This is a genomic window from Streptococcus sanguinis, from assembly GCF_020729725.1.
GTDB lineage: Bacteria > Bacillota > Bacilli > Lactobacillales > Streptococcaceae > Streptococcus > Streptococcus sanguinis_V.
Genome location: NZ_JAJEPA010000005.1, coordinates 310,187 through 332,958, shown reverse-complemented (window position 1 = coordinate 332,958; position 22,772 = coordinate 310,187). Strand labels below are relative to the sequence as shown.

Genomic DNA, 22,772 nt, shown 5'->3' with positions numbered 1-22,772 from the left:
GTCTTTTTTTGCTCTTTCTTGGAGGAACATGCAATGACAGTAAAATTAATCGCCCATATCTTGATCGAGAAAGAGGGGAAGTATTTGCTTATCAAACGCTCGAAAATAAAGCGAGGTCGTCCTAATGTCTATCCATCTTATTGGGACATTCCTGGTGGGAGTGTAGAAGAGAATGAACTGCCTAGAGAGGCAGCTCTACGTGAGGCTATGGAAGAGGTTAATCAAAAAATTCGGATTGATAAGATTATCCATGAAGATAGTCAGTTTGATGCTAGCAAAGATAGTGTTTTCACACGCTTAGTTTATGCGGGTAGAATTTTGGAAGAGCGTGATATTATATTAGATCCAGAAGAGCACACAGACTTTGTCTGGATTTCTTCTTTGAAAGACATAGAGAGCGAGCTCATCGTACCTTATTTGATTGATATTTTTGCTGTTAAATCCATATAAAACAACTAAAAAACATCCCCTTTTATTAGGAGATGTTTTTTTATAATTAGTTTTTAGATGCTTCTTGGAATTCTGGATTCTTCCATGCTTCATCAATAATTGCTTGTAATTCTTTAGCAGATGCTTGCATTTTTTGTGTTTCAGCATCGTTCAATGGGATGTTTACTGGACGTACGATACCGTGAGCACCAACGATAGCAGGCTGACCAATGAAGACATTTTCAACGCCATACTGGCCTTCTTGGAAGACTGACAAAGGCAATACAGCATTTTCATCGTCAAGGATAGCTTTTGTGATACGAGCCAAAGCAACTGCGATACCGTAGTAAGTTGCTCCTTTTTTGTTAATGATTGAGTATGCTGCGTCACGGACGGAGATGAAAAGATCAACCAAGTCTTGTTCGTTCAAGTCGCGGTTAGCTTGCAACCATTGCTCCAATTTGACACCTGCAACGTTAGCATGTGACCAAACCGCAAACTCAGAGTCACCGTGCTCACCCATGATGTAGGCATGGACAGAACGAGCATCGATACCAATCTTTTCAGCAAGAGCTTGACGGAAGCGAGCTGAGTCAAGTGAAGTACCTGAACCAATAACGCGCTCTTTAGGGAAACCAGAGAATTTCCAAGTTGAGTAAGTCAAAACGTCAACTGGGTTAGCAGCAACGAGGAAGATACCGTTGAAGCCTGATTCTACGACTTGAGTAACGATAGATTTGTTGATAGCCAAGTTTTTACCAACAAGGTCAAGGCGAGTTTCACCTGGTTTTTGAGGTGCACCTGCAGTGATAACAACGAGGTCAGCATCCGCACAGTCTGCATAAGTAGCTGCATAGATTTTTTTAGGTGAAGTGAAAGCAAGGGCGTGGCTAAGGTCTTCAGCATCACCGACAGCCTTTTCAAATAATTGAGGGATTTCAATGATACCAAGTTCTTGAGCAATACCTTGGTTCACAAGAGCAAATGCGTAAGATGAACCTACAGCACCGTCACCGACAAGGATGACTTTTTTATGTTGTTTAGTAGCAGTCATTTCTAAACATCTCCTTATTTTTTTAGGGAATATTTCCCGTACACATTCATTCTACCACTTTTGCCATATTTTGTCACGGTCAACTTGTGTATCTAGCGATGTAAACGTTTTTACAAACGGTTCAAAATACTGAAAAATTAAAGAAAATGTGGTATAATAAAGGGTAGTTTAATATGAAAGAAAGGCATTTTTTAATGCAAGACAGAAACTTAGTAAATGTTAATCTGACTAGTGAAATGAAGACAAGTTTCATTGATTACGCGATGAGCGTTATCGTGGCTCGGGCACTTCCAGATGTTCGTGATGGTCTAAAGCCAGTTCACCGTCGGATTCTCTATGGAATGAATGAGCTGGGCGTGACGCCTGAAAAGCCTCACAAGAAATCAGCTCGTATCACAGGGGATGTCATGGGTAAGTATCACCCGCATGGTGACTCCTCTATTTATGAAGCGATGGTGCGGATGGCTCAATGGTGGAGCTATCGCTATGTGCTCGTAGATGGCCATGGAAACTTCGGTTCTATGGACGGAGATGGGGCCGCTGCTCAGCGTTATACAGAAGCACGAATGAGCAAGATTGCTCTTGAGATGCTTCGTGATATTAATAAAAACACTGTTGATTATATTGACAACTATGATGCTAGCGAGAGAGAGCCCGTAGTTCTTCCTGCTCGCTTCCCTAACTTGCTTGTGAACGGTGCGACAGGGATTGCAGTTGGGATGGCGACCAATATTCCACCGCATAATCTTGTTGAGTCTATTGATGCAGTTAAGCTTGTTATGGACAATCCGGATGCAACAACTCGCGATATCATGGAAGTCCTTCCTGGACCAGATTTTCCGACAGGAGCACTGGTTATGGGCAAGTCTGGTATTCACCGGGCATATGAAACAGGGAAGGGTTCGATTGTTCTTCGTTCTCGCACTGAAATCGAAGAGATGAAAAATGGCCGTGAGCGAATTGTCGTAACCGAGTTTCCATACATGGTTAATAAGACCAAGGTCCATGAGCATATTGTTCGTCTGGTGCAGGAAAAACGCATTGACGGTATCACAGCTGTTCGTGATGAGTCCAACCGTGAAGGGGTTCGTTTTGTCATTGAGGTTCGCCGTGATGCCTCTGCTCATGTCATTCTAAATAACCTTTTCAAGCTGACTCAGATGCAGACCAATTTTAGCTTCAATATGCTGGCTATTCAAAATGGTGTGCCGGAGATTCTGTCTCTGCGTGAGATTTTGTTGGCCTACATTGAGCACCAAAAGGAAGTGGTGACTCGACGGACTGTCTTCGATAAAGAAAAGGCAGAAGCTCGAGCTCATATCTTGGCTGGTTTGCTGATTGCGCTGGATCACATTGATGAAGTGATTCGGATTATCCGTAATAGCGAAACGGACGCAGAAGCACAGGCTGAATTGATGGCTAAGTTTGAGCTATCTGAACGCCAGAGTCAGGCTATCCTCGATATGCGTCTGCGCCGTCTGACTGGTTTGGAACGTGATAAGATCCAGTCAGAATACGATGAGCTGATTGCCTTGATTGCAGACCTGGCTGATATTTTGGCTAAGCCAGAGCGCGTTATCGCTATTATCAAGGAAGAGTTAGATGAGGTCAAGCGTAAATTTGCGGATGACCGCCGTACTGAGCTGATGGTGGGAGAAGTTCTTTCTCTTGAAGATGAAGATTTGATTGAGGAAGCGGATGTTTTGATTACCCTGTCTAATAAAGGTTATATCAAACGTCTGAACCAGACTGAATTTACCGCTCAGAAACGCGGAGGCCGCGGTGTTCAAGGAACTGGTGTCAAAGATGATGACTTCGTCAAAGAGCTGGTTTCAACAAGCACCCACGATAGACTGCTCTTCTTTACAAATAAAGGTCGAGTTTATCGTCTCAAAGGATATGAAATTCCTGAGTACGGTCGGACAGCCAAGGGCTTGCCAGTAGTCAATCTCTTGAAGCTTGATGAAGGAGAGACTATTCAGACTATCATAAATGTTCAGCAAGACCGAAGTGATGATTCCTATCTCTTCTTTACTACCCGTCATGGGGTGGTCAAACGGACCAGTGTGACAGAATTTGCTAATATTCGTCAGAACGGTCTTAAGGCTTTGAATTTGAAAGATGAAGACGAGTTAATCAATGTCTTTCTGACGGACGGCGCTGCAGATGTTATCATTGGTACTAAGTTTGGTTATTCTGTCCGCTTCAATGAGACAGCTGTCCGGAGCATGAGCCGTATAGCGACTGGTGTTCGCGGAGTTAATCTTCGAGATGGTGACCAGGTCGTTGGAGCTGGTGTGATTGCTGAGGGAGACGAAGTGCTTGTCATCACCGAAAAAGGCTATGGTAAGCGAACTCTTGCTAGTGAGTATCCAACCAAGGGCCGTGGTGGTAAAGGGATTAAAACAGCCAATATCACTGATAAGAATGGACCTCTCGCTGGTCTGATGACTGTTACTGGAGAGGAAGATTTGATGATTATCACTAATACAGGCGTCATCATTCGGACCAGTGTGGCTAATATTTCTCAGACAGGCCGCTCAACTATGGGTGTTAAGGTCATGCGTCTGGACCAAAATGCACAAATTGTCACCTTTACAAGCGTCGAAGCAGACGATAAAGAAGATGTAGCAGAGGAAGAAAACGAATCGTAAAAGAGGACCTCTATATGGTACAAGGAAAAAGAAGTCGAAAAAGAAAACAAAAAAGTAAAAGAAATATTTTTATCAATATTGTTGCGACATTATTAATTTTTGTGGCCCTAGGCTTAATCTTTAATGCGCAAATCCGAAACATGATTATGGTTTGGCATACCAACCAATATCAGGTCAGCAAGGTTTCCAAAGACTCTATTAATAAAAATAAAAATGCTGAGACTAGCTTTGATTTTAATAAGGTAGAGTCGCTTTCTACAGAAGCAGTTATCAATGCTCAGTGGAAAGCCCAGAAGCTGCCTGTTATCGGAGGTATCTCAATTCCAGAAGTATCCATGAATTTGCCGATCTTCAAAGGGCTGGATAATGCTGGATTGTATTATGGTGCTGGTACGATGAAAGAGACTCAGCAGATGGGACAGGGAAATTACGCCTTGGCTAGCCACCACGTCTTTGGCATCACAGGGGCTAGTAACATGCTCTTTTCCCCACTGGATCGTGCTAAGGCTGGTATGAAAATCTATATCACCGATAAAGGGCAAGTCTATACTTATGTAATCACCAGTGTTGAAACGGTAACTCCAGATCGAACGGATCTGATTGAGGATACTGAAGGCGTTACAGAGATTACTTTAGTTACTTGTGAGGATGCCGCGGCAACCAACCGGACTATTGTCAAGGGAACGTTAGAAGGCTCTGTCGAGTATGACAAGGCTCCTAAGGAAGTTATTGAATCTTTCAGTAAGTCTTATAACCAAATGCAGATTTAAAGACGAAAACTAAAAAAATTCACTCCAAAGGTTAGGAAGAACTCTAATTTTTGGAGTTTTTTTATATCAATTCTTGCTGATTTTGACTCTTTTTCCGAATTATAAGGTAAGGAGGTTTCTATGTATAGCATTTCATTTCAAGATGATATTAGTATGATGCCGCGGGAGCGATTGATGAGAGAGGGGGCTGAAAAACTCAGTAACCAGGAGCTCCTATCAATCTTTCTCAGAACAGGGAACAAAAAAGAAACTGTTTTTCAAGTTTCTCAGAGAATTTTATCATCTATTTCTAGTTTGAACGATCTCAAGTATTTAACTTTGCAGGAATTGCAGACTATTTCTGGAATCGGTCCGATTAAGGCTGTGGAGCTACAGGCCATTATCGAATTAGGTCGTCGGATTAATCGAGCAGAGGTTCTGCAGAAAGAGCAGATTATGGGCAGTCAAAAGTTAGCACAGAAAATGCAGCAAGAACTTGGAGATATGAGGCAGGAGTGCTTGGTTGCTATTTATCTTAATAGTCAAAATCAAATTTTGCACCAGCAGACTATTTTTATGGGGACGGTAAGCAGAAGCATTGCTGAGCCAAGAGAGATTCTCCACTACGCTCTCAAGCATCTAGCGACATCTATCATACTGGTACACAATCATCCATCAGGCTCAGTCGTTCCCAGCAGAAATGACGATGAGGTGACCCAGCATATGAAAGAAGCATGTGAGATGATGGGCTTGGTCCTTTTGGATCATTTGATTGTGTCCAAATCCAACTACTATAGCTACCGAGAGGAGACAGATATGATATAATTTGATTTACTTGAATATAAAAAACTTCTATTCGAGTAGAACAGAAGTTTATCTAGGAATAAAGGTTTTTAAAGAATATTGACAACATAATCAAACAGAGCTAGGTCCCCTTCTCTGGAGCCAAACAAGAACTCTGGATGCCATTGGACGCCAAGGAAAGGACTGTCGTCAGTAGAAGTGATGGCTTCAATAATCTTATCGCGAGGATCATAGGCGATGACTTCTAGGCTAGTAGCCAAATCCTTGATACTCTGATGGTGGAAGGAGTTGATTTCGGATGCTGGTCCATAGATTTCGTGCAGAATAGAACCATTCTTGGTCACCATGCTTTGGGTTGTGTACTCAGCAGAGCTATCTTGCCAATGATCTTCAATATCTTGATGAAGCGTACCGCCTAAAGCGACATTATAAAGTTGGGTTCCGCGGCAGACAGTGAAGATTGGTTTATTTTGGCGGCGAGCTTCCTTGATTAAAGCTAACTCAAAAATGTCTCGCTTGAGTAAATAATCATCGCTGTCAATGGTTTTCTCTTCACCATAGAATTGAGGGCATACATTTTGACCTCCTGTGATGATTAATTTATCGACAATGGAAACATACTGTTTAGCCATTTCTTCATCACCGATTGGCAAAATCATTGGAATTCCGCCAACTTCTTTGACACCCTCAACGAATCCTGTCGCTGTATAGCTCATATGGATGAAGTGATCGTCTGGGATTTCTCTTTCATTTCCGGTTATTCCAATAATAGGTTTACTCATAGAGTGTTTAATACCTCTTTCAAATTAATAATCATTTTTTCTCATGAAGTAGAGCAAAGTCTGCAGTTCGCTAGTCAGGTCAACATACTGGACGACCACATCCTTAGGCAGGGATAGGTTTACAGGTGAGAAACAGAGAATGCCCTTGACACCAGCCTGAACTAAGATAGATGCGACTTCTTGAGCTTTTACGCTAGGTACAGTTAGGATGGCAGTTTGCACATTTCCTGACTGTATTTTTTCTTTGATTTGGGAAATTCCATAGATAGGAATCCCATCGCTGGTTGTGCTGCCAACTTCTGGATGGTCATCTGTGTCAAAAGCCATTACAACCTTCATTTTATTGCGCTCATGAAAACGATAGTGCAGCAGAGCCCGCCCCATATTACCAACACCAACAATCATGACATTGGTAATAGCATTGTCGTTTAAGAGGTCAGCAAAAAAGTTCATCAATTTCTTGACATCATAACCAAATCCTCTGCGGCCAAGCTCACCGAAATAAGAAAAATCTCGTCTGACAGTAGCAGAGTCAATACCAATGGCTTCAGCGATTTGCTTGGAGTTGGCTTTTTCGATCTTCTCAGCATTAAAACGTTTAAAAATACGATAGTAGAGCGAAAGCCTTTTAGCAGTAGCTCGGGGAATTGTAGTATTTTTTTCAGTTTTCACAAAATCACAACCTTTCTAATTCTATTTTATAGGAAGTTTGTGAAAAAATCAACTAATTAAGGATGTTTGATTTATAAAAAAGAAAATCAGTAATCGCTGGGAATAATAGCGTTGAAAAGCTCAGTCCTGGTAGGGGCTCAGGTCTAACTGGTACATCTGGCGGTACAAGTCCCCAATTAGCCCTGCAAAAGGCAGCCGGTGTCCATTATAAGTGATGGAAAGTACTTTGAGAGAGTCAGGAACTGTGACGCAGCCAGAGAAGGCTAGAAGAAATTCGTCGAAGTCTTCATAGGTGAGTGTTCGTTTTACCTTATATGAGTCCAAATAGGTCAGTTCAACCATCGTTAATCCTTTCCTTGTGTTCTGTTGGTCTTTTCTTCAAGTGTTCTAAGTAGGAATCAAGCTTGCTTAAATTTTGAAGTGTCAAAACCAAAAAAGCAAAATCGCGAGAATCTTGCTTATTGTGGTGTCTTTTCAAAAATATTTCTTTCAACCAGGCTATCCATCAAGAAATAAAATTTTTGCTGAATAATGTGATGGTCTTCTGATTTGAAAATATTGACCAAGCGCAGGCCTGATTTGTCAGTGATGTTGATTTTGAAACCATTCAAATCTTTATTGACGATGATTTTCAGCAGAAAACCATTTCCGCTGTTGGGAACAGATTCCAGCAGACGAGAGAGTTCATAGTTGCCAACCTTACTTTCCGCGAATGTATTGTCGCGCAAGGTAAATTTCTTGACATTTGGGTGAAGTGAATAGGTATATTCACAGTTTGCTAAGCTAACAGATGTTTGAAAGGCCATCTTATCCTCCTAAAATTTCTTTTAATTTCTTTGTAAATGATTGAATCTCTTGCAGAGTCGTCTGGTCCGAAGTACTGATCCGAATGGACTCATGCAAGCGGTTGGAATCCTTGCCATACATAGCTTGCAAGACATGACTGGGTTGTATAGCTCCGGCCGTGCAGGCTGAGCCTGTTGAAATGGAAAAGCCATTTAAATCCATTTGAAGTAGAAGCAGGTCATTCTTTTGATTGGGAAATCCCAAATTGATGACATATGGCAAGCTTGGCTGACTTTCATTTAAGTAAAAGTCGATATCCGATAAGTCAGCAAGTAAGCTGTCTTTTAAGTATTGCGCATGCTCTAGATTTCCCTCAAGATGTTCCGTGCTATCTGACAGAGCCGCCGCCATACCTGTGATAGAGATTAGATTTTCAGTTCCGGCCCGGTGTTTTTCTTCCTGGTCGCCACCGTGCATGAAATTGTCAAAATCCATCTTCTTGGCATAAAGGAAGCCAACGCCTTTGGGACCATGAAATTTATGCGCTGAAGCAGAGAGAAAGTCAATCCCTAGCTCTTCAGGGTAGATGGGAAGTTTACCAATTGCTTGGACAGCATCAACGTGAAAAGCAGCAGGATGTTCTCGCAGTAGTTCACCAATTTTCTTAATGGGGAGCATGGCACCCGTCTCGTTATTAACCGCCATGACAGATACAAGAATAGTGTCAGGTCTAAGAGCCTTCTTAATATCCTCTGCTCGAATCTGACCATCCACCGGCTGAACAAAAGTAGCTTCGAAGCCGAATTTATCTACTAAGTACTCCACCACTTCTAAGACAGCATGGTGTTCAATAGCAGTGGTGACAATATGCTTCCCTCGGTTCTGGTGACGAAGGGCATAGCCTTTGATAGTAGTATTGTTGCTTTCAGTACCGCCTGAAGTAAAAATAATCTTATTGCTTTGAGTATGCAGAGATTGAGCAATATCCTCACGCGCCTGTCTAAGGAGTTTACTAGCTTCTCGGCCATGACTATGCGTACTGGATGGATTTCCAAAGACGGTCATCGTCTTGGTCATTGCTTGGATTGCAGCAGGCGACAAAGCAGTTGTAGCGGCATTATCTAAATAAATCACTCCGGTTACCTTATTTCTTTTGATAGGCAAAGAGTGGGCTGACTGGTTTTCTCTCTTGGATGCGGACAATGGCATCACCAATCAGTTCACTAGCTGTAATGTAGTGGAGATTCTTAGGTGTTTTTTCTTTGGTATCAACAGAGTCTGTCACAAGAATTTCCCTGATAGGAGAATTATCCAGCAATTCCGCAGCTTTATCTGCAAAGAGACCATGACTGGATACAGCATAGATTTCGACTGCGCCTTCGCGACAGACAATTTTAGCTGCTTCAGAGAAAGTCCGACCGGTATTTAAAATGTCGTCAATAAGAATAGCTTTCTTGCCCTCGACATCTCCAATGATATATCCCTCAGAGCGACCCGCCTCATCTTCGCCATAATCAATGATAGCGATAGGGGCATCCAGATATTCAGCCAAATTGCGGGCGCGTTTTACACCAGAGTTTTTAGGGCTGACGACAACGACATCATCGCCAGTAAGGCCCATATTGCAGTAGTGTTTGGCAAAGAGTGGGATAGTGAAGAGGTTATCAACTGGGATATCAAAGAAACCTTGGACCTGCACGGCATGAAGATCCAGAGAAATCACGCGATCTACTCCAGCGCCGACAAGCATGTTGGCAACCAGTTTAGCTGTAATTGGCTCGCGAGGAGCAGCAGTCCGATCCTGACGTGCATAACCAAAATAAGGCATGACAACATTAATCGTATTAGCACTGGCACGCTTGCAGGCATCCACCATAATCAAGAGCTCCATCAAGTGATTATTGACAGGGAAGCTAGTAGACTGAATGATGTAAATGTCATAGCCACGAACACTTTCTTCGATGTTAATCTGAATTTCGCCGTCTGAGAATTGGCGGGAGGAAAGTTTCCCCAATGGAACCCCAGCAGCTTCAGCGATTTTTTCAGCTATGGAATGATTGGAGTTGAGGGAAAAAAGCTTCATATTTTTTTTATCTGACATGAGTTGGACCGTCCTCTTTTTGTCTCATTTCTATATCTAATGCTCCATGAAATTTATTTTTCAATAGGCTTTAGATTGCTACCTTTTATTTTACCAAAAAAATTAGATTATTTCAGCTATTTGTGGTCGTTGATTTACAAGTTTTCAGAAAATCTTGCTATCTTGCTCTTGCCAGGCTTGTAGTCAATCTTATGTTGTTTTAGGAAGTTGAGGAAATTTTCTTTTCCTTTTTCGAAATCTTCAACTTCGACTTCGAGTTCGAAGTCTTTTTTGCCCAAGTAGTGACTCTCATCCAGAGCAAGCAGGCCAATTTCATCTTCTTTTTCATAGCGAATAGTCTCTAGAGAGCCTAGAATCTTCAAGTCTTGGATGGGAATTTCTTTCTGAAGCAGTGTCTCTAAAATCTCTCCCGTAGGAAATTCATTGTTCTGCAAAATATTTTCAGTTTCTTCTGGTGTCAAGTTCTGATTGAGTTCCAAGGCTCCGACTTCTTGAGGAATCTTGAGTGTCAGCTCAGCTTCGCGACGGTTAAAAGTTCGTACTCGAAAAGCCATGTGTGCGTGTCGGATACTTTGTTGATCTGACTCGATGTAGTAGTTGGTCTGGCTAATAGGAGAAATATCAGCAAATAACTGGAGCAGACGGTCGTGCTCTTCTTTGGTCAGCATGGTTTTGAATTCAATTTCTAAGTGATTCATTTTCATATCCTTTTCTTTTTTTTGAAAGCGATTTATGTTATAATAACAGTTGTGTTTATTTTATACAAAAAATAATGATATGACAAGGTAAGTGTATGACAATAGAATGGGAAGAGTTTCTAGACCCCTATATTCAAGCGGTTGGAGAGCTGAAAATTAAGCTTCGTGGAGTGCGAAAGCAATACCGCAAGCAGCAACGTCATTCTCCGATTGAGTTTGTGACCGGACGTGTTAAGCCGATTGAGAGCATTAAAGAAAAGATGATTCTGCGAGGCATTCGCGAGGAAAATATCGAGCAGGAGATGCAGGATATCGCTGGCTTACGGGTCATGGTCCAGTTTGTCGATGATGTTGATGAAGTTTTAGAAGTCCTGCGAAATCGGACTGATATGCGTATTGTCCAGGAAAGGGATTACATCAAAAACAAAAAAGCCAGTGGCTATCGGAGTTACCATGTTATTGTAGAATATCCAGTTGATACGATTAATGGTCATAGGCTTATTCTGGCTGAGATTCAGATTCGCACCCTTTCGATGAATTTTTGGGCTACGATTGAGCATTCTTTGAATTACAAGTATAAAGGAGAATTTCCCGAGGAAATCAAATGCCGCTTGGAAACGACAGCTAATCTTGCCTATCAGCTTGATGAGGAGATGGGTGCTATCCGTGATGCTATCCAGGAGGCGCAGGCTCTCTTTGATCCTCTTCACCGCAAGTTGAATGACGGTGTGGGAAATAGTGATGATACAGATGAAGAATACAGATAAAAAAATAGCGATTATCCGCAATCGGAAAAGACAGAGTGAACAAGTTTATCAAGATTTAAAGCAGAAGCTGAAACAGAATGGCTTTATTTTAACTCCTAAGAATCCCGACATCGTGATTTCGGTGGGGGGTGACGGCATGTTACTATCGGCTTTTCATATGTATGAAGAACAGCTGGATCGGGTCCGCTTTGTCGGTGTGCATACTGGCCATCTTGGCTTCTATACGGACTACCGTGATTTTGAATTGGATAAGCTGGTCGAAAATCTTAAACTGGATACTGGCGCTCAGGTTTCTTATCCAATTTTAAATGTGAAAATCACTTTTGAAAATGGTGATACACGCACCATTCGTGCTTTGAACGAAGCAACAATCAAGCGTTCGGATCGGACTATGGTAGCCGATGTCATTATCAATCGGGTTCATTTCGAGCGCTTCCGAGGTGATGGGATTTCCGTTTCTACTCCGACAGGCAGTACAGCCTATAACAAATCTCTAGGTGGAGCGGTATTGCATCCGACAATCGAAGCCTTACAGGTGACAGAAATTGCCAGTCTAAACAATCGGGTTTATCGGACGTTGGGCTCGTCGGTCATTGTTCCCAAAAAGGATAAGATTGAGCTGGTGCCAACCCGCAGTGATTATCACACGATTGCGGTTGATAATCAGACTTTCTCTTTCAAAAATATTGTCCGTATTGAGTATCAGATTGACAATCATAAGATACATTTTGTGGCTTCACCAAGCCATACCAGCTTTTGGAATCGTGTCAGAGACTCCTTTATTGGAGAGTGCAAGGAATGAGGTTTGAGTTTATTGCTGATGAGCATGTCAAGGTAAAGACTTTTTTGAAGCGACACGAAATTTCCAAAGGCCTCTTGGCTAAGATAAAATTTTCCGGCGGAAACATTCTTGTCAACCATCAACCTCAGAACGCTATTTATCTCTTGGATATTGGCGATAAGGTGACGATTGACATTCCTTCTGAAAAAGGCTTTGAGAGTCTGAAAGCTGTTGATAAGGACTTGTCTGTTGTCTATGAGGATGAACATTTCTTGGTTTTGGATAAGCCGGCAGGGGTGGCTAGCATTCCCAGTGTTAATCATTCCAACACTATGGCTAATTTCGTCAAGGCTTACTATATTCGTCAGGGCTATGAAAACCAGCAGGTGCATATCGTGACTCGCCTGGATAAGGATACAAGCGGTCTCATGCTTTTCGCTAAGCATGGCTATGCTCACGCCAGATTGGATAAACAGTTGCAGAAGAAGCTGATAGAAAAGCACTATTATGCTCTGGTTCGGGGGACTGGTGACTTAGAAGAGCAAGGTGAGATTATTGCTCCGATTGGCCGCAACCCTGAGAGTATCATTACGAGGCGCGTGACAGAGGATGGTAAGTACGCTCATACCAGTTATAAGATTATAGAGCAGTTCGGAGATGTCTATCTGGTGGATATCCATCTTCATACCGGGCGGACTCATCAAATCCGTGTTCATTTTTCACATATTGGCTTTCCGCTTTTGGGTGACGACCTTTATGGTGGGAGTTTGGAACACGGAATAGAGCGTCAGGCTTTACATTGTCATTCTTTGAAATTTTATAATCCTTTTAGTGGTCAGGAAGTTGAGCGTGCCAGTCCTTTGCCAGAAGATTTTAAACAAGTTATTGAGAAATTAAAAGATTAAGAGATAAAGGAGTTTTAAGAAACATGAAAATTTTTGATTCAATTCGTGAAGCCTTGAAAGATAAGGAAGTAAAAATTGTCTTGCCGGAGGGTGAGGAGCCACGGATTTTGCAAGCAACTAAACGTTTGGTGAAAGAAACCGATATTACACCAGTTCTTTTGGGGAATCCTGATAAAATCCGTATCTATCTAGAAATTGAGGGAATAAAAGAAGGATATCAGGTTATTGACCCTTCAAACTGTTCCTGCTTTGAGGAGTTGGTAGAAGCATTCGTTGAGCGCCGTAAAGGAAAAATCACTGCAGATGAAGCACGTCAGTTGCTCAAAGAAGATGTCAACTACTTTGGGGTTATGTTGGTTTACCTTGGTAAAGTCCAAGGAATGGTTTCAGGAGCAATCCACTCTACAGCAGCGACTGTTCGGCCGGCTCTTCAAATCATCAAGACCCTGCCTTGGGTTTCTCGTACTTCAGGAGCTTTCCTCATGGTGCGTGATGACGAACGCTACATTTTCAGTGACTGTGCCATCAATATCGATCCAGATGCCAATGTTTTGGCGGAGATTGCTGTTAACTCAGCTTTGACAGCACAAATTTTCGGTATCGATCCAAAAGTTGCTATGCTCAGCTATTCGACCAAAGGCTCTGGTTTCGGAGAAAAGGTTGATAAGGTTGTAGAAGCGACTAAGTTGGCTCAGGAAATGCGTCCAGACTTAGCTATCGATGGTGAATTACAGTTTGATGCAGCTTTCGTTCCTGCAACAGCAGAGTTGAAAGCGCCTGGCAGCCCGGTAGCTGGTCAAGCGACTGTCTTTGTCTTTCCAAGTATCGAAGCTGGGAATATCAGCTACAAAATGGCAGAGCGTTTGGGCGGATTTTCAGCAGTAGGTCCTATCTTGCAGGGTCTTAACCATCCAGTTAACGACCTTTCTCGAGGCTGTAATGCGGATGATGTTTATAAGCTGACTTTGATTACAGCTAGTCAGGCAGTCGGCCATTATTAAACGATAGGAAACAATTGGAGGGCGTAAGCTCTCCTATTTTTCTTGCCTTATGCTATACTAGATTTATGTTAGATTTGAAAGAATACGAAATTGAGATGTGGCAGGCAGATAAAATTGCCTCTTTTCGTGAAAAATTATTGACTTGGTATGATGAAAACAAACGCGACCTGCCTTGGCGCAGAACAAATAATCCTTATCATATATGGGTTTCTGAGATTATGTTGCAACAGACTCGGGTGGATACGGTGATTCCTTACTATGAACGTTTTCTTGACTGGTTTCCGACAGTAGCTGACTTAGCGCAGGCACCAGAAGATAGACTGCTCAAGGCTTGGGAAGGACTGGGATATTATTCGCGGGTGCGAAATATGCAAAACGCGGCCCAGCAGATAATGACGGCTTTCGCTGGGAAATTTCCTGATAGCTATGAAGGAATTGCTAGCCTCAAAGGGATCGGGCCTTATACGGCTGGTGCAATTGCTAGTATTGCCTTTGGACTAGCTGAGCCTGCGGTGGATGGCAATGTTATGCGGGTGCTGAGTCGATTGTTTGAAGTTGATTTAGATATTGGCCAACCTAGCAATCGGAAGGTCTTTCAGGCTATGATGGAGATTCTGATTGATCCAGATAGACCAGGAGATTTTAATCAAGCGCTGATGGATTTGGGGTCAGATATCGAAGCTCCTGTTAATCCTCATCCAGAAGACAGTCCTGTAAAGGAGTTCAGCGCAGCTTATTTGAATGGAACAATGGATAAATACCCAATCAAAGCACCTAAAAAGAAGCCAGTTCCAGTCTATCTGCAAGGCTTGATTATCGAAAACGAACAGGGACAGTTCTTGCTTGAAAAGAATGAGGCTGCTGGCTTGTTATCAGGTTTTTGGCATTTTCCTTTGATTGAAATCGAGGAATTTCAAACTGAAAATCAGATGTCCTTGTTTGAGGTGGCTGAAAATCAGCCCAGTCTGGACTTGTCTCCTCAAGAAAGCTTTGAGCAGGATTATGATTTGATTGTTGATTGGCAGCAGCAGTCCTTTTCAAAAGTGCAGCATGTTTTCAGTCATCGCAAGTGGCATATCCAGTTAGCTTATGGCCGTGTTAAAGATAGCCAGCACGCGGCTGATGGAGAAGTCTTGTGGCTTCATCCAGGAGACTTTGGCAATTACCCCTTTGCCAAACCCCAGCAGAAGATGTGGGAGGCTTTTCAGGAAGCTAGAAATAAATAAAAAATCTGAGACTCTTTTTGTCTCAGATTTTTGAATTGAATCAATTTTATAAGTTTGCAAAAGCTTTAATCTCATCTGCAGTCATAGAAGAATCACAACGAACAGATACTTGGCCGTCTTGAATATGAACAAAACCAGGAACCGTCGGAATGCTGTATTCAGAGCGGAAAGCTTGCAGTTTCTCTAATTCGCTGGCTTCTTCGCTATTGATAAAGAAAATATGTGCCTTGGTATCAGCGACAACGCCAGCAAGAGTAGCAGCGAATTTTCGACAGTAAGGGCAAGTTTTGCGACCAACGAAGAAAGTTGCAGTCTCTTTGTCAGCAATTGCTTGACGAGCGCGGTCAACAGTTGCGACTTCCAAGTCTTTAATATTTTGAGCAAATTGTTCCATAAATAATCCTCATTTCTTTTGATAAAACTAGTATGCCATAAAAAGCAGAAAAATGCTTGATTTGGAAACGAAAAACCAGAGAATGTGAAATTCATCCTCTGGTTGATAGTGTTTTTTTACTTGATAAAGGCATTAATCTCTGCTTCAATAGCAGTAATTTTTGCTTGAGCGTCTTCATTACTGTCACCAACAACGGCAATGTAGAACTTGATTTTTGGTTCTGTTCCGGATGGACGAACAGCAATCCATGAACCGTCAGCCAAGGTGTATTTCAGCACGTCGCTTGGAGGAGTCGTCAGAGCTGTAACAGTACCGTCTGCGGCGGTAGAAGTCTGAGCCTTAAAGTCTTCAGTAACAGAAATAGCAGTAGCGTTGAATTCTTTCGGAGCATTGTCACGGAACTTAGCCATGATAGCCTTGATTTGCTCAGCTCCATCAACACCAGACAGGGTTACAGAGATAGTCTTTTCAGCAAAGTAACCATACTCTTTGTAGATTTCTTCAATACCGTCAGCCAAGGTCAAGCCACGTGAGCGGTAATAGGCGGCTAGCTCAGCCACAACTAAAACAGCTTGGATAGCGTCTTTATCACGTACAAATGGCTTAATCAGATAGCCGAAGCTTTCTTCAAATCCCATCATGTAGGTGTGGTTGTGTTTTTCTTCGAATTCTTGAATCTTTTCAGCGATGAATTTGAAACCAGTCAAGACGTTGAACATGGTTGCGCCGTAGCTTTCAGCAATCTTAGTCACCAAGTCAGTGGAAACGATAGACTTGCAGAGAGCTGCGTTAGCTGGCAGAGTTCCAGCACTCTTATGAGCTTCCAAGATGTATTTAGCCATGATGGCTCCGATTTGGTTACCTGAAAGGTTGAGGTAGCTGCCGTCTTTTTGCAGAACTTCTACACCGACACGGTCAGCATCTGGGTCAGTTGCGACCAAGACATCTGCACCAACTTTACGGCCTAATTCCTCCGCCAAGGCAAAGGCTGCTTGGCTTTCAGGGTTTGGAGACTTAACAGTAGAGAAGTCTGGATCAGCTACAGCTTGAGCTTCAACAACTTCAACAGAATCAAATCCTGCTTGAGCCAAAGCGCGACGAGCCAACATTTCACCAGTACCGTGCAGAGGAGTATAGACAATCTTCATGTCCTTACCGTATTCATCAATCAGTTTTTGGTTGATATTGACATCTTTAACTTCCTTGAGGTATTCAGCATCAATAGCATCGCCAATCACTTCAATCAAGCCAGAAGCTTTTTCAGCTTCAACATCAGCAACCTCAATAGCAAAAGGATTTTCAATCGCACGGATGTAGTCAGTCAATGCATCTGCATCATGCGGAGGCATTTGTCCGCCGTCTTCACCATATACTTTATAGCCGTTAAATGGAGCAGGGTTGTGGCTGGCTGTAATCATGATACCAGCAAAAGTTCCCAGATAACGCACTGCAAATGAAAGCTCTGGAGTTGGGCGTAGACTTTCAAAGACATAGGACTTGATGCCGTGCTTAGCTAAAACAGCAGCAGATTCAAAGGCAAATTCTGGTGAGAAATGACGGGAGTCGTAAGCAATCGCGACACCGCGTTTTTTGAACTCATCACCTTTTTCTTCAATCAAGCGAGCCAAACCTTCGGTTGCCTGACGGACAACATAAATATTGATACGATTGGTACCAGCGCCAATTAAACCACGCATTCCAGCAGTACCAAACTCAAGATTGGTGTAAAAGGCATCTTCCTTAGTTTTTTCGTCCATACTATTCAAGTCTTCACGAAGATAGTCAGGAAGTTCAGCATAATCAAGCCATTTTTTGAAGTTATCTTGATAAGTCATAGGTGGAGTCTCCTTTATTTTTGAAATGAAGAGATGGAAATTTTAGTAAAAAATCCTGCTCTTAAATTTTCTTAATCGCTTACATTGTAGCATATTTTCATTAATTTTGAAAGAGGTTACCTAGAAAACGATGAAATACTTTTCAAGGTATTGTTTCAAGAATTTCAGAATGGTATAGCGGAAATGCTGGATTAAAAAAGACCAAAGCATTGCTTGGTCCAGAAAACTAAATCATCATCATTTTTGCGCTTTTTCAAGCGCAGGAATGATAGTTGCTGTCAAAACCGCAGAAATGATTAACTCGGCAATGGAATTTGCTGATAGAATCACAGCCAGAAGTGCTTTGATATCTCCTTGGTATACATTTGAAAAGAGAAAGAAGATACCGCCCAAGACGAAGATGGTATTAGTGGCAGAACCAACGGAACCAGCTACAATCAAGCCAGCCTTATTTTTCATTGCTTTATATACGAAATAAGGAGTGATACCGATGAGAATTCGAGGCACCATGGCAACAAGAAGTGAAGAGAGGCTTCCATTTGGCACAAAAGGGCTAAAGAGATAGCTGGTTGGCAGCAGTACCAAGGTATTGGTAATAACACTGATACATCCCATGAGGCCACCTAGAACAGCTCCGACTTTAGGGCCATAGAGGATACTGGCGATAATCACTGGGATGTGAATAATCGTAGGTTTAATCGGTACTGGAAGTAAGTTGAAAATAACCGAGCTGAGCAGGTGCAGTACCAACATAATGGCAAAGAAAATAGCAATTTGAGCAATTTTAGACTGTTTTTTCATAAATAAGTTCCTTTACTGTATCAATAATTGTATCAACTTCGGCTAGAGCACCTGTCCCCTGATCACCACAGGCTAGAACAGCTTCGCGTGGTTGGATAATTTTCCATCCAAAACGCTGCAGACGCTCCAAATTGTGCTGAGTTAGTGGATTTTCAAACATCTTAGTGTTCATAGCTGGAGCTAAAACTTTCTTCGTATGAGGCTGCAGAGCCAGTGCAGTAGCTGTCACCATATTGTCAGCTAAACCGTTGGCTAGTTTAGCGATGGTATTGGCTGTAGCGGGAGCCAGTAAAAAGAGGTCAGACTTTTTAGCGATATCAATGTGATTGACCTTGCTAGGGTCAGGTTCTTGCATAATATCAATTGCAACTGGCCTTTGTGACAAGACTTGCAGGGTCAGTGGTGTGATAAATTCTGTCGCTGCATCTGTCATGAGGACAGCTACTTCAAAGTTCTCTTTCTTTAGACGGCTAGTGATGTCAGCAGCCTTATAGGCTGATATACTTCCACTGACAGCCAAGGTAATCTGAGTCATCTTAATCCTCCTTATGTATTGCGGATATGCTGGTAGAGGAGCTGAGCAATTTCTTCTTTGGATTGAGCTTCAGTTACGGTCTCTTTTCCGACAAGGTAAGCTCTGTGCTCTTGGTTAGAAATCTTTGTTAAATCATTGGCGACAATGATTTCTGCTTGATTTTTTATGAGACTGGCTCGAGCGGTCTTGAGTAACTCTTCCTTAGTAACATTGACCAAGAGTTTGAAGCCAATTAAGCGAATGTCTGGATTCCATTTTTTTACCAGGCTGATGATTTTTGGTGTCTTTTTGAGAAAAAGAACTTGAACATCAGCCTGAGAAGAAATCTTGCTTTCTGAGTTAGTTTTATTCAGAAATTCAGTCATATCAGGGCTAGCAGCTACAGCTTCCAAACCAGTCATATAGACGGGGGTGTAGTCTGAGACAGCCATTGCATGAATCAGTACATCATGTGTGTGAACGAGCGGCTTCAAGCTTTCAAGCAGTTCTGCAACATTTTCAATCTGGACAATGGTAAGATTGGGATGAGCTGCCGGGCGGACAGCCTTGGGAGTCGTCACCAGAGTCACCTGATCGCCTTTGTCTAGGAATCTTTCAGATATAATTTTCCCTAGCCTGCCCGTCGAATGATTTGTAATAGAGCGGACACGGTCGATTTTCTCGCTGGTCCCGCCAGAAGTAATCAATATGTTCATAGCACTATTTTACAAGAAAAAAGAAATTTAGTAAAATAATTCTAATTGCAGAGTGTCACAGCGGAAAAGTGACTCTAAAATCTTATAGTTTAGAGGACAAAAATTTCCAAGTTTTTTGTTTTTCCCGAACATTAAAATCTATTTAGAGCTTAATCATGTAGATTTTGCTCTTTTTTGTTATAATCTTTATATTAATTGATAGAGGAGTTCTTGATGAAAACAGATATTGAAATTGCTCAAAGTGTTGAATTGCAGCCTATTGTTGATGTAGTGAAAAAAGTTGGCATCAACTATGACGACTTGGAATTATATGGTAAGTATAAGGCTAAGCTCAGCTTTGATAAGATTCGTGAGGTTGAAAAAAATCCTGTTGGCAAACTGATTTTGGTAACGGCGATTAATCCGACACCTGCTGGGGAAGGTAAGTCTACCATTACCATTGGACTAGCTGATGCGCTCAATAAAATTGGCAAGAAAACTATGATTGCCATTCGCGAACCGTCTTTGGGGCCTGTTATGGGAATCAAAGGAGGCGCAGCTGGCGGCGGTCACGCGCAGGTTCTACCGATGGAAGATATTAACTTGCATTTTACTGGTGATATGCACGCCATTACGACTGCTAACAACGCCCTGTCAGCTCTCATTGATAATCATTTGCATCAAGGAAATGCTCTGGGAATCGATCAACGCCGCATTATCTGGAAGCGGGTGGTTGACCTAAATGACCGGGCTCTTCGCCATGTGACCGTTGGCTTAGGAAGTCCTGTCAATGGTATTCCGCGCGAAGATGGTTTTGACATTACGGTTGCATCTGAAATCATGGCGATTCTTTGCTTAGCCACGGATATTGAAGATTTGAAAAAGCGCTTGGCTAACATTGTCATCGGTTATCGCTATGACCGCTCACCAGTCTATGTTCGTGACCTTGAGGTAGAAGGAGCCTTGGCTTTAGTCTTGAAAGATGCGATTAAGCCAAATCTAGTTCAGACTATTTATGGGACACCAGCCTTTGTTCATGGCGGACCATTTGCTAATATTGCCCACGGCTGTAACTCTGTTTTGGCGACTAGCACAGCGCTGCGGTTGGCTGATTATACAGTGACTGAAGCAGGATTTGGTGCAGATCTTGGTGCTGAAAAATTCTTAGATATTAAAACTCCAAACTTACCGACTTCTCCAGATGCAGTCGTAATCGTTGCAACCTTGCGCGCTCTTAAGATGAATGGTGGAGTAGCTAAGGATGCACTTACAGAAGAGAATGTTGAGGCGATCCGAGCTGGTTTTGCTAATCTCAAGCGGCACGTTGAAAATATGCGTAAGTTCGGTATTCCAGCAGTAGTAGCCATCAATGAATTTGTCTCAGATACGGAGTCTGAAATTGCTACGCTTAAGGAACTCTGTGCAGCAATTAAGGTACCAGTTGAGCTTGCTAGTGTTTGGGCTGATGGCGCTGAAGGTGGTGTGGCTTTGGCTGAGACTTTAGTCAAAACCATTAATGAAGAACCTGCTCATTACACTCGCCTCTATGATAATGATCTTTCTATTGAAGAAAAAATAGAGAAAATTGTCAGAGAAATCTATCGTGGTTCAAAGGTGAACTTTGAGAAAAAAGCGCAGACTCAGATTCGGGAAATTGTCAAAAACGGTTGGGACAAGCTACCAATCTGCATGGCCAAAACACAGTATAGCTTCTCAGACAATCCTGCTGCTCTGGGCGCGCCAGAAAACTTTGAAATTACCATTCGTGAATTGGTACCAAAACTTGGGGCAGGTTTTATCGTGGCTTTGACAGGAGATGTCATGACCATGCCAGGATTGCCAAAACGCCCTGCAGCACTCAATATGGATGTGGCAGCAGACGGCACAGCGATTGGTCTATTTTGATCTTGGTTTAAAAGGCTCTTTACGAGTCTTTTTTGGTATAATAGTGAAAATAATGAGAATAGACTACGGAGTCAACATGAACATTAGATTAGCAAACCCATCAGACGCTGCGACCTTGCTTGCTATTTATGCGCCTTATGTAGAAAATACAGCCATTACTTTTGAATATGAAGTACCGACTATTGAGGATTTTGCAAATAGAATTGAGAAAACATTGGAAAAATATCCTTATCTCGTAGCGGAAGAAGATGGTTTAATTTTAGGTTATGCCTATGCTTCGACTTATTATGCGCGTGCAGCCTATGATTGGGCGGTAGAATTGTCCGTCTATGTCAGTCAAGATGCTAGAGGAAAAGGAGTCGGCAGTAAGCTTTACGATGCTTTGGAAGAAATGTTAGAGCAGATGGGTTATATCCATTTTCTAGCCTGTATTTCTCTGCCTAACGAAGCTAGCCTAGCTTTGCATAGCAAAAGAGGCTACCAGCAGGTGGCACATTTCCCTAAAATTGGCTATAAATTCGAGCGTTGGCATGACATTGTTTGGCTGCAAAAGTCCTTAGACAAGCAAGCTGGCCCCATCAAACTTTTAAAAGAAATGGAGTGGAAATGATGAAAAAGAAACATTTATTAATAACTCTTCTAAGTATTGGTCTTTTGACCTTGACCGGCTGTCAGTCCGTTGAAAATTGGTTCAAAAATGCCAAAGAGGAATGGTTGGGGTTGGAGATGACGGTTCGCACCTATGATGAGAATTCCCAACTCATTGACCAGATGTCGGGCAAGTCTCTATCCATCTCGCGTAACGAGGAATTTGACTCAGTTGATGAGGAAGGAAATTCAAAGGAAGATTCATCTGTGCTCAAAATCACCTTGGGTAAGTATGAGATTGACCATGTGGGCTCTTCCTTAATTGCAGAAGAAAAAGGCTTGAAAGATGTCTTTGCTCAATATCAAAAGACTGCAGATGTTGAGGAGAATAGCCATTCAGTTCCCGTTTTAAATCGCATGATTTCAGCCTTTAAAAACGACTTTACCGGAAAGAAAAAGGTCATTTTGATTCGATCTCAAAACGGCACTCCGTTGGCTACCTATGCTGGAGACCGTGTCTCTCTTGATAAGTCAGATGCCCCCAAAACTTCTGAGTTGCTGATTGACGGCAAGCGCCTCGTGATTTACCGCTGTGACTACACTATTTATGACCGTGAATTGTTGGAGTAAA

General features: G+C 42.3%; 25 protein-coding genes. 12 read left to right on the top strand and 13 right to left on the bottom strand.

Annotated elements, in window-relative coordinates; genetic code table 11:
• Positions 1-33 precede the first annotated feature (33 nt).
• Entirely contained in the window at positions 34-450 is a 417-nt protein-coding gene (locus K4I03_RS01580; RefSeq protein WP_227963481.1) for an NUDIX hydrolase, read from the top strand.
• 46 nt (positions 451-496) lie between these two features.
• On the opposite strand, the gene K4I03_RS01575 is transcribed toward K4I03_RS01580, so the two are convergent.
• Positions 497-1,483: an L-lactate dehydrogenase gene (locus K4I03_RS01575; protein ID WP_002895436.1), complete on the bottom strand. Its 987-nt coding sequence runs from the start codon at positions 1,481-1,483 to the stop codon at positions 497-499.
• Positions 1,484-1,677: 194 nt separating this feature from the next.
• Here K4I03_RS01575 and gyrA point away from each other — a divergent pair, with 194 nt between their 5' ends.
• The 3 genes from gyrA (at position 1,678) to radC (ending at position 5,711) form a co-directional block, all read left to right on the top strand.
• Positions 1,678-4,137, top strand: coding sequence for a DNA gyrase subunit A (gyrA, locus tag K4I03_RS01570; RefSeq protein WP_227963480.1), 2,460 nt, complete (start codon positions 1,678-1,680; stop codon positions 4,135-4,137).
• Positions 4,138-4,151: 14 nt separating this feature from the next.
• Entirely contained in the window at positions 4,152-4,907 is a 756-nt protein-coding gene (locus K4I03_RS01565) for a class A sortase (RefSeq protein ID WP_227963479.1), read from the top strand.
• 120 nt (positions 4,908-5,027) lie between these two features.
• A complete protein-coding gene (radC, locus tag K4I03_RS01560; protein WP_002900302.1) occupies positions 5,028-5,711 on the top strand; it encodes a RadC family protein in 684 nt (227 codons plus the stop codon).
• A 68-nt stretch (positions 5,712-5,779) separates the two neighbouring features.
• Here radC and K4I03_RS01555 read toward each other — a convergent pair whose 3' ends face one another.
• The 7 genes from K4I03_RS01555 to K4I03_RS01525 form a co-directional block, all read right to left on the bottom strand.
• Positions 5,780-6,472 (bottom strand): gamma-glutamyl-gamma-aminobutyrate hydrolase family protein, encoded by a 693-nt coding sequence (locus tag K4I03_RS01555; RefSeq protein WP_168955521.1) that lies wholly within the window; start codon positions 6,470-6,472, stop codon positions 5,780-5,782.
• A gap of 24 nt (positions 6,473-6,496) precedes the next feature.
• Complete coding sequence (locus K4I03_RS01550; protein ID WP_002900304.1) at positions 6,497-7,144, bottom strand: redox-sensing transcriptional repressor Rex; 648 nt, start codon at positions 7,142-7,144, stop codon at positions 6,497-6,499.
• Between the two features lie 120 nt (positions 7,145-7,264).
• A complete protein-coding gene (locus K4I03_RS01545; protein WP_061589018.1) occupies positions 7,265-7,486 on the bottom strand; it encodes a DUF4649 family protein in 222 nt (73 codons plus the stop codon).
• A 116-nt stretch (positions 7,487-7,602) separates the two neighbouring features.
• Positions 7,603-7,950, bottom strand: coding sequence for a DUF1831 domain-containing protein (locus K4I03_RS01540; protein WP_002902952.1), 348 nt, complete (start codon positions 7,948-7,950; stop codon positions 7,603-7,605).
• 1 nt (position 7,951) lies between these two features.
• Positions 7,952-9,064 carry a cysteine desulfurase family protein gene (locus K4I03_RS01535; protein WP_321573149.1) on the bottom strand — a complete coding sequence of 371 codons (1,113 nt, stop codon included), beginning with the start codon at positions 9,062-9,064 and terminating at the stop codon, positions 7,952-7,954.
• A gap of 10 nt (positions 9,065-9,074) precedes the next feature.
• Positions 9,075-10,031, bottom strand: coding sequence for a ribose-phosphate diphosphokinase (locus tag K4I03_RS01530; RefSeq protein WP_002897526.1), 957 nt, complete (start codon positions 10,029-10,031; stop codon positions 9,075-9,077).
• Between the two features lie 134 nt (positions 10,032-10,165).
• A complete protein-coding gene (locus tag K4I03_RS01525; RefSeq protein ID WP_321573148.1) occupies positions 10,166-10,729 on the bottom strand; it encodes a CYTH domain-containing protein in 564 nt (187 codons plus the stop codon).
• A gap of 95 nt (positions 10,730-10,824) precedes the next feature.
• Between K4I03_RS01525 and K4I03_RS01520 the strand changes: the two genes are divergently transcribed.
• From K4I03_RS01520 to mutY, 5 genes are all read left to right on the top strand, one after another.
• On the top strand, positions 10,825-11,496 hold the full coding sequence (locus tag K4I03_RS01520) for a GTP pyrophosphokinase (protein ID WP_002900311.1): 672 nt from the start codon (positions 10,825-10,827) through the stop codon (positions 11,494-11,496).
• On the top strand, positions 11,480-12,298 hold the full coding sequence (locus tag K4I03_RS01515) for an NAD kinase (protein ID WP_301280219.1): 819 nt from the start codon (positions 11,480-11,482) through the stop codon (positions 12,296-12,298). The genes K4I03_RS01520 and K4I03_RS01515 overlap by 17 nt, the downstream gene beginning before the upstream one ends.
• Positions 12,295-13,182, top strand: coding sequence for an RluA family pseudouridine synthase (locus tag K4I03_RS01510; RefSeq protein ID WP_227963477.1), 888 nt, complete (start codon positions 12,295-12,297; stop codon positions 13,180-13,182). The genes K4I03_RS01515 and K4I03_RS01510 overlap by 4 nt, the downstream gene beginning before the upstream one ends.
• 23 nt (positions 13,183-13,205) lie before the next feature.
• On the top strand, positions 13,206-14,183 hold the full coding sequence (pta, locus tag K4I03_RS01505) for a phosphate acetyltransferase (protein WP_002897533.1): 978 nt from the start codon (positions 13,206-13,208) through the stop codon (positions 14,181-14,183).
• Positions 14,184-14,248: 65 nt separating this feature from the next.
• Positions 14,249-15,409, top strand: a complete 1,161-nt coding sequence (mutY, locus tag K4I03_RS01500) for an A/G-specific adenine glycosylase (RefSeq protein ID WP_227963476.1) — start codon at positions 14,249-14,251, stop codon at positions 15,407-15,409.
• A 46-nt stretch (positions 15,410-15,455) separates the two neighbouring features.
• On the opposite strand, the gene K4I03_RS01495 is transcribed toward mutY, so the two are convergent.
• The 5 genes from K4I03_RS01495 to K4I03_RS01475 all read right to left on the bottom strand — a co-directional run bounded on the left by K4I03_RS01495 (position 15,456) and on the right by K4I03_RS01475 (position 19,669).
• Complete coding sequence (locus K4I03_RS01495) at positions 15,456-15,803, bottom strand: thioredoxin domain-containing protein (RefSeq protein WP_227963475.1); 348 nt, start codon at positions 15,801-15,803, stop codon at positions 15,456-15,458.
• Positions 15,804-15,919: 116 nt separating this feature from the next.
• Entirely contained in the window at positions 15,920-17,638 is a 1,719-nt protein-coding gene (locus tag K4I03_RS01490) for a phospho-sugar mutase (protein WP_227963474.1), read from the bottom strand.
• A 237-nt stretch (positions 17,639-17,875) separates the two neighbouring features.
• A complete protein-coding gene (locus K4I03_RS01485; protein ID WP_227963473.1) occupies positions 17,876-18,439 on the bottom strand; it encodes an ECF transporter S component in 564 nt (187 codons plus the stop codon).
• The gene (gene coaC / locus K4I03_RS01480; protein ID WP_227963472.1) at positions 18,423-18,974 is read right to left on the bottom strand and encodes a phosphopantothenoylcysteine decarboxylase; all 552 of its coding nucleotides are present in this window, start codon (positions 18,972-18,974) and stop codon (positions 18,423-18,425) included. Before coaC ends, K4I03_RS01485 begins: the two co-directional genes overlap by 17 nt.
• Before the next feature lie 11 nt (positions 18,975-18,985).
• Complete coding sequence (locus K4I03_RS01475; protein ID WP_227963471.1) at positions 18,986-19,669, bottom strand: phosphopantothenate--cysteine ligase; 684 nt, start codon at positions 19,667-19,669, stop codon at positions 18,986-18,988.
• Positions 19,670-19,882: 213 nt separating this feature from the next.
• On the opposite strand from K4I03_RS01475, the gene K4I03_RS01470 reads away from it, so the two are divergent.
• The 3 genes from K4I03_RS01470 to K4I03_RS01460 all read left to right on the top strand — a co-directional run bounded on the left by K4I03_RS01470 (position 19,883) and on the right by K4I03_RS01460 (position 22,771).
• Entirely contained in the window at positions 19,883-21,553 is a 1,671-nt protein-coding gene (locus K4I03_RS01470) for a formate--tetrahydrofolate ligase (protein ID WP_125341529.1), read from the top strand.
• A 76-nt stretch (positions 21,554-21,629) separates the two neighbouring features.
• Entirely contained in the window at positions 21,630-22,163 is a 534-nt protein-coding gene (locus K4I03_RS01465) for a GNAT family N-acetyltransferase (RefSeq protein WP_227963470.1), read from the top strand.
• Positions 22,160-22,771 (top strand): DUF5052 family protein, encoded by a 612-nt coding sequence (locus tag K4I03_RS01460; protein WP_227963469.1) that lies wholly within the window; start codon positions 22,160-22,162, stop codon positions 22,769-22,771. Before K4I03_RS01465 ends, K4I03_RS01460 begins: the two co-directional genes overlap by 4 nt.
• The last annotated feature ends 1 nt before the right edge of the window (position 22,772 follow it).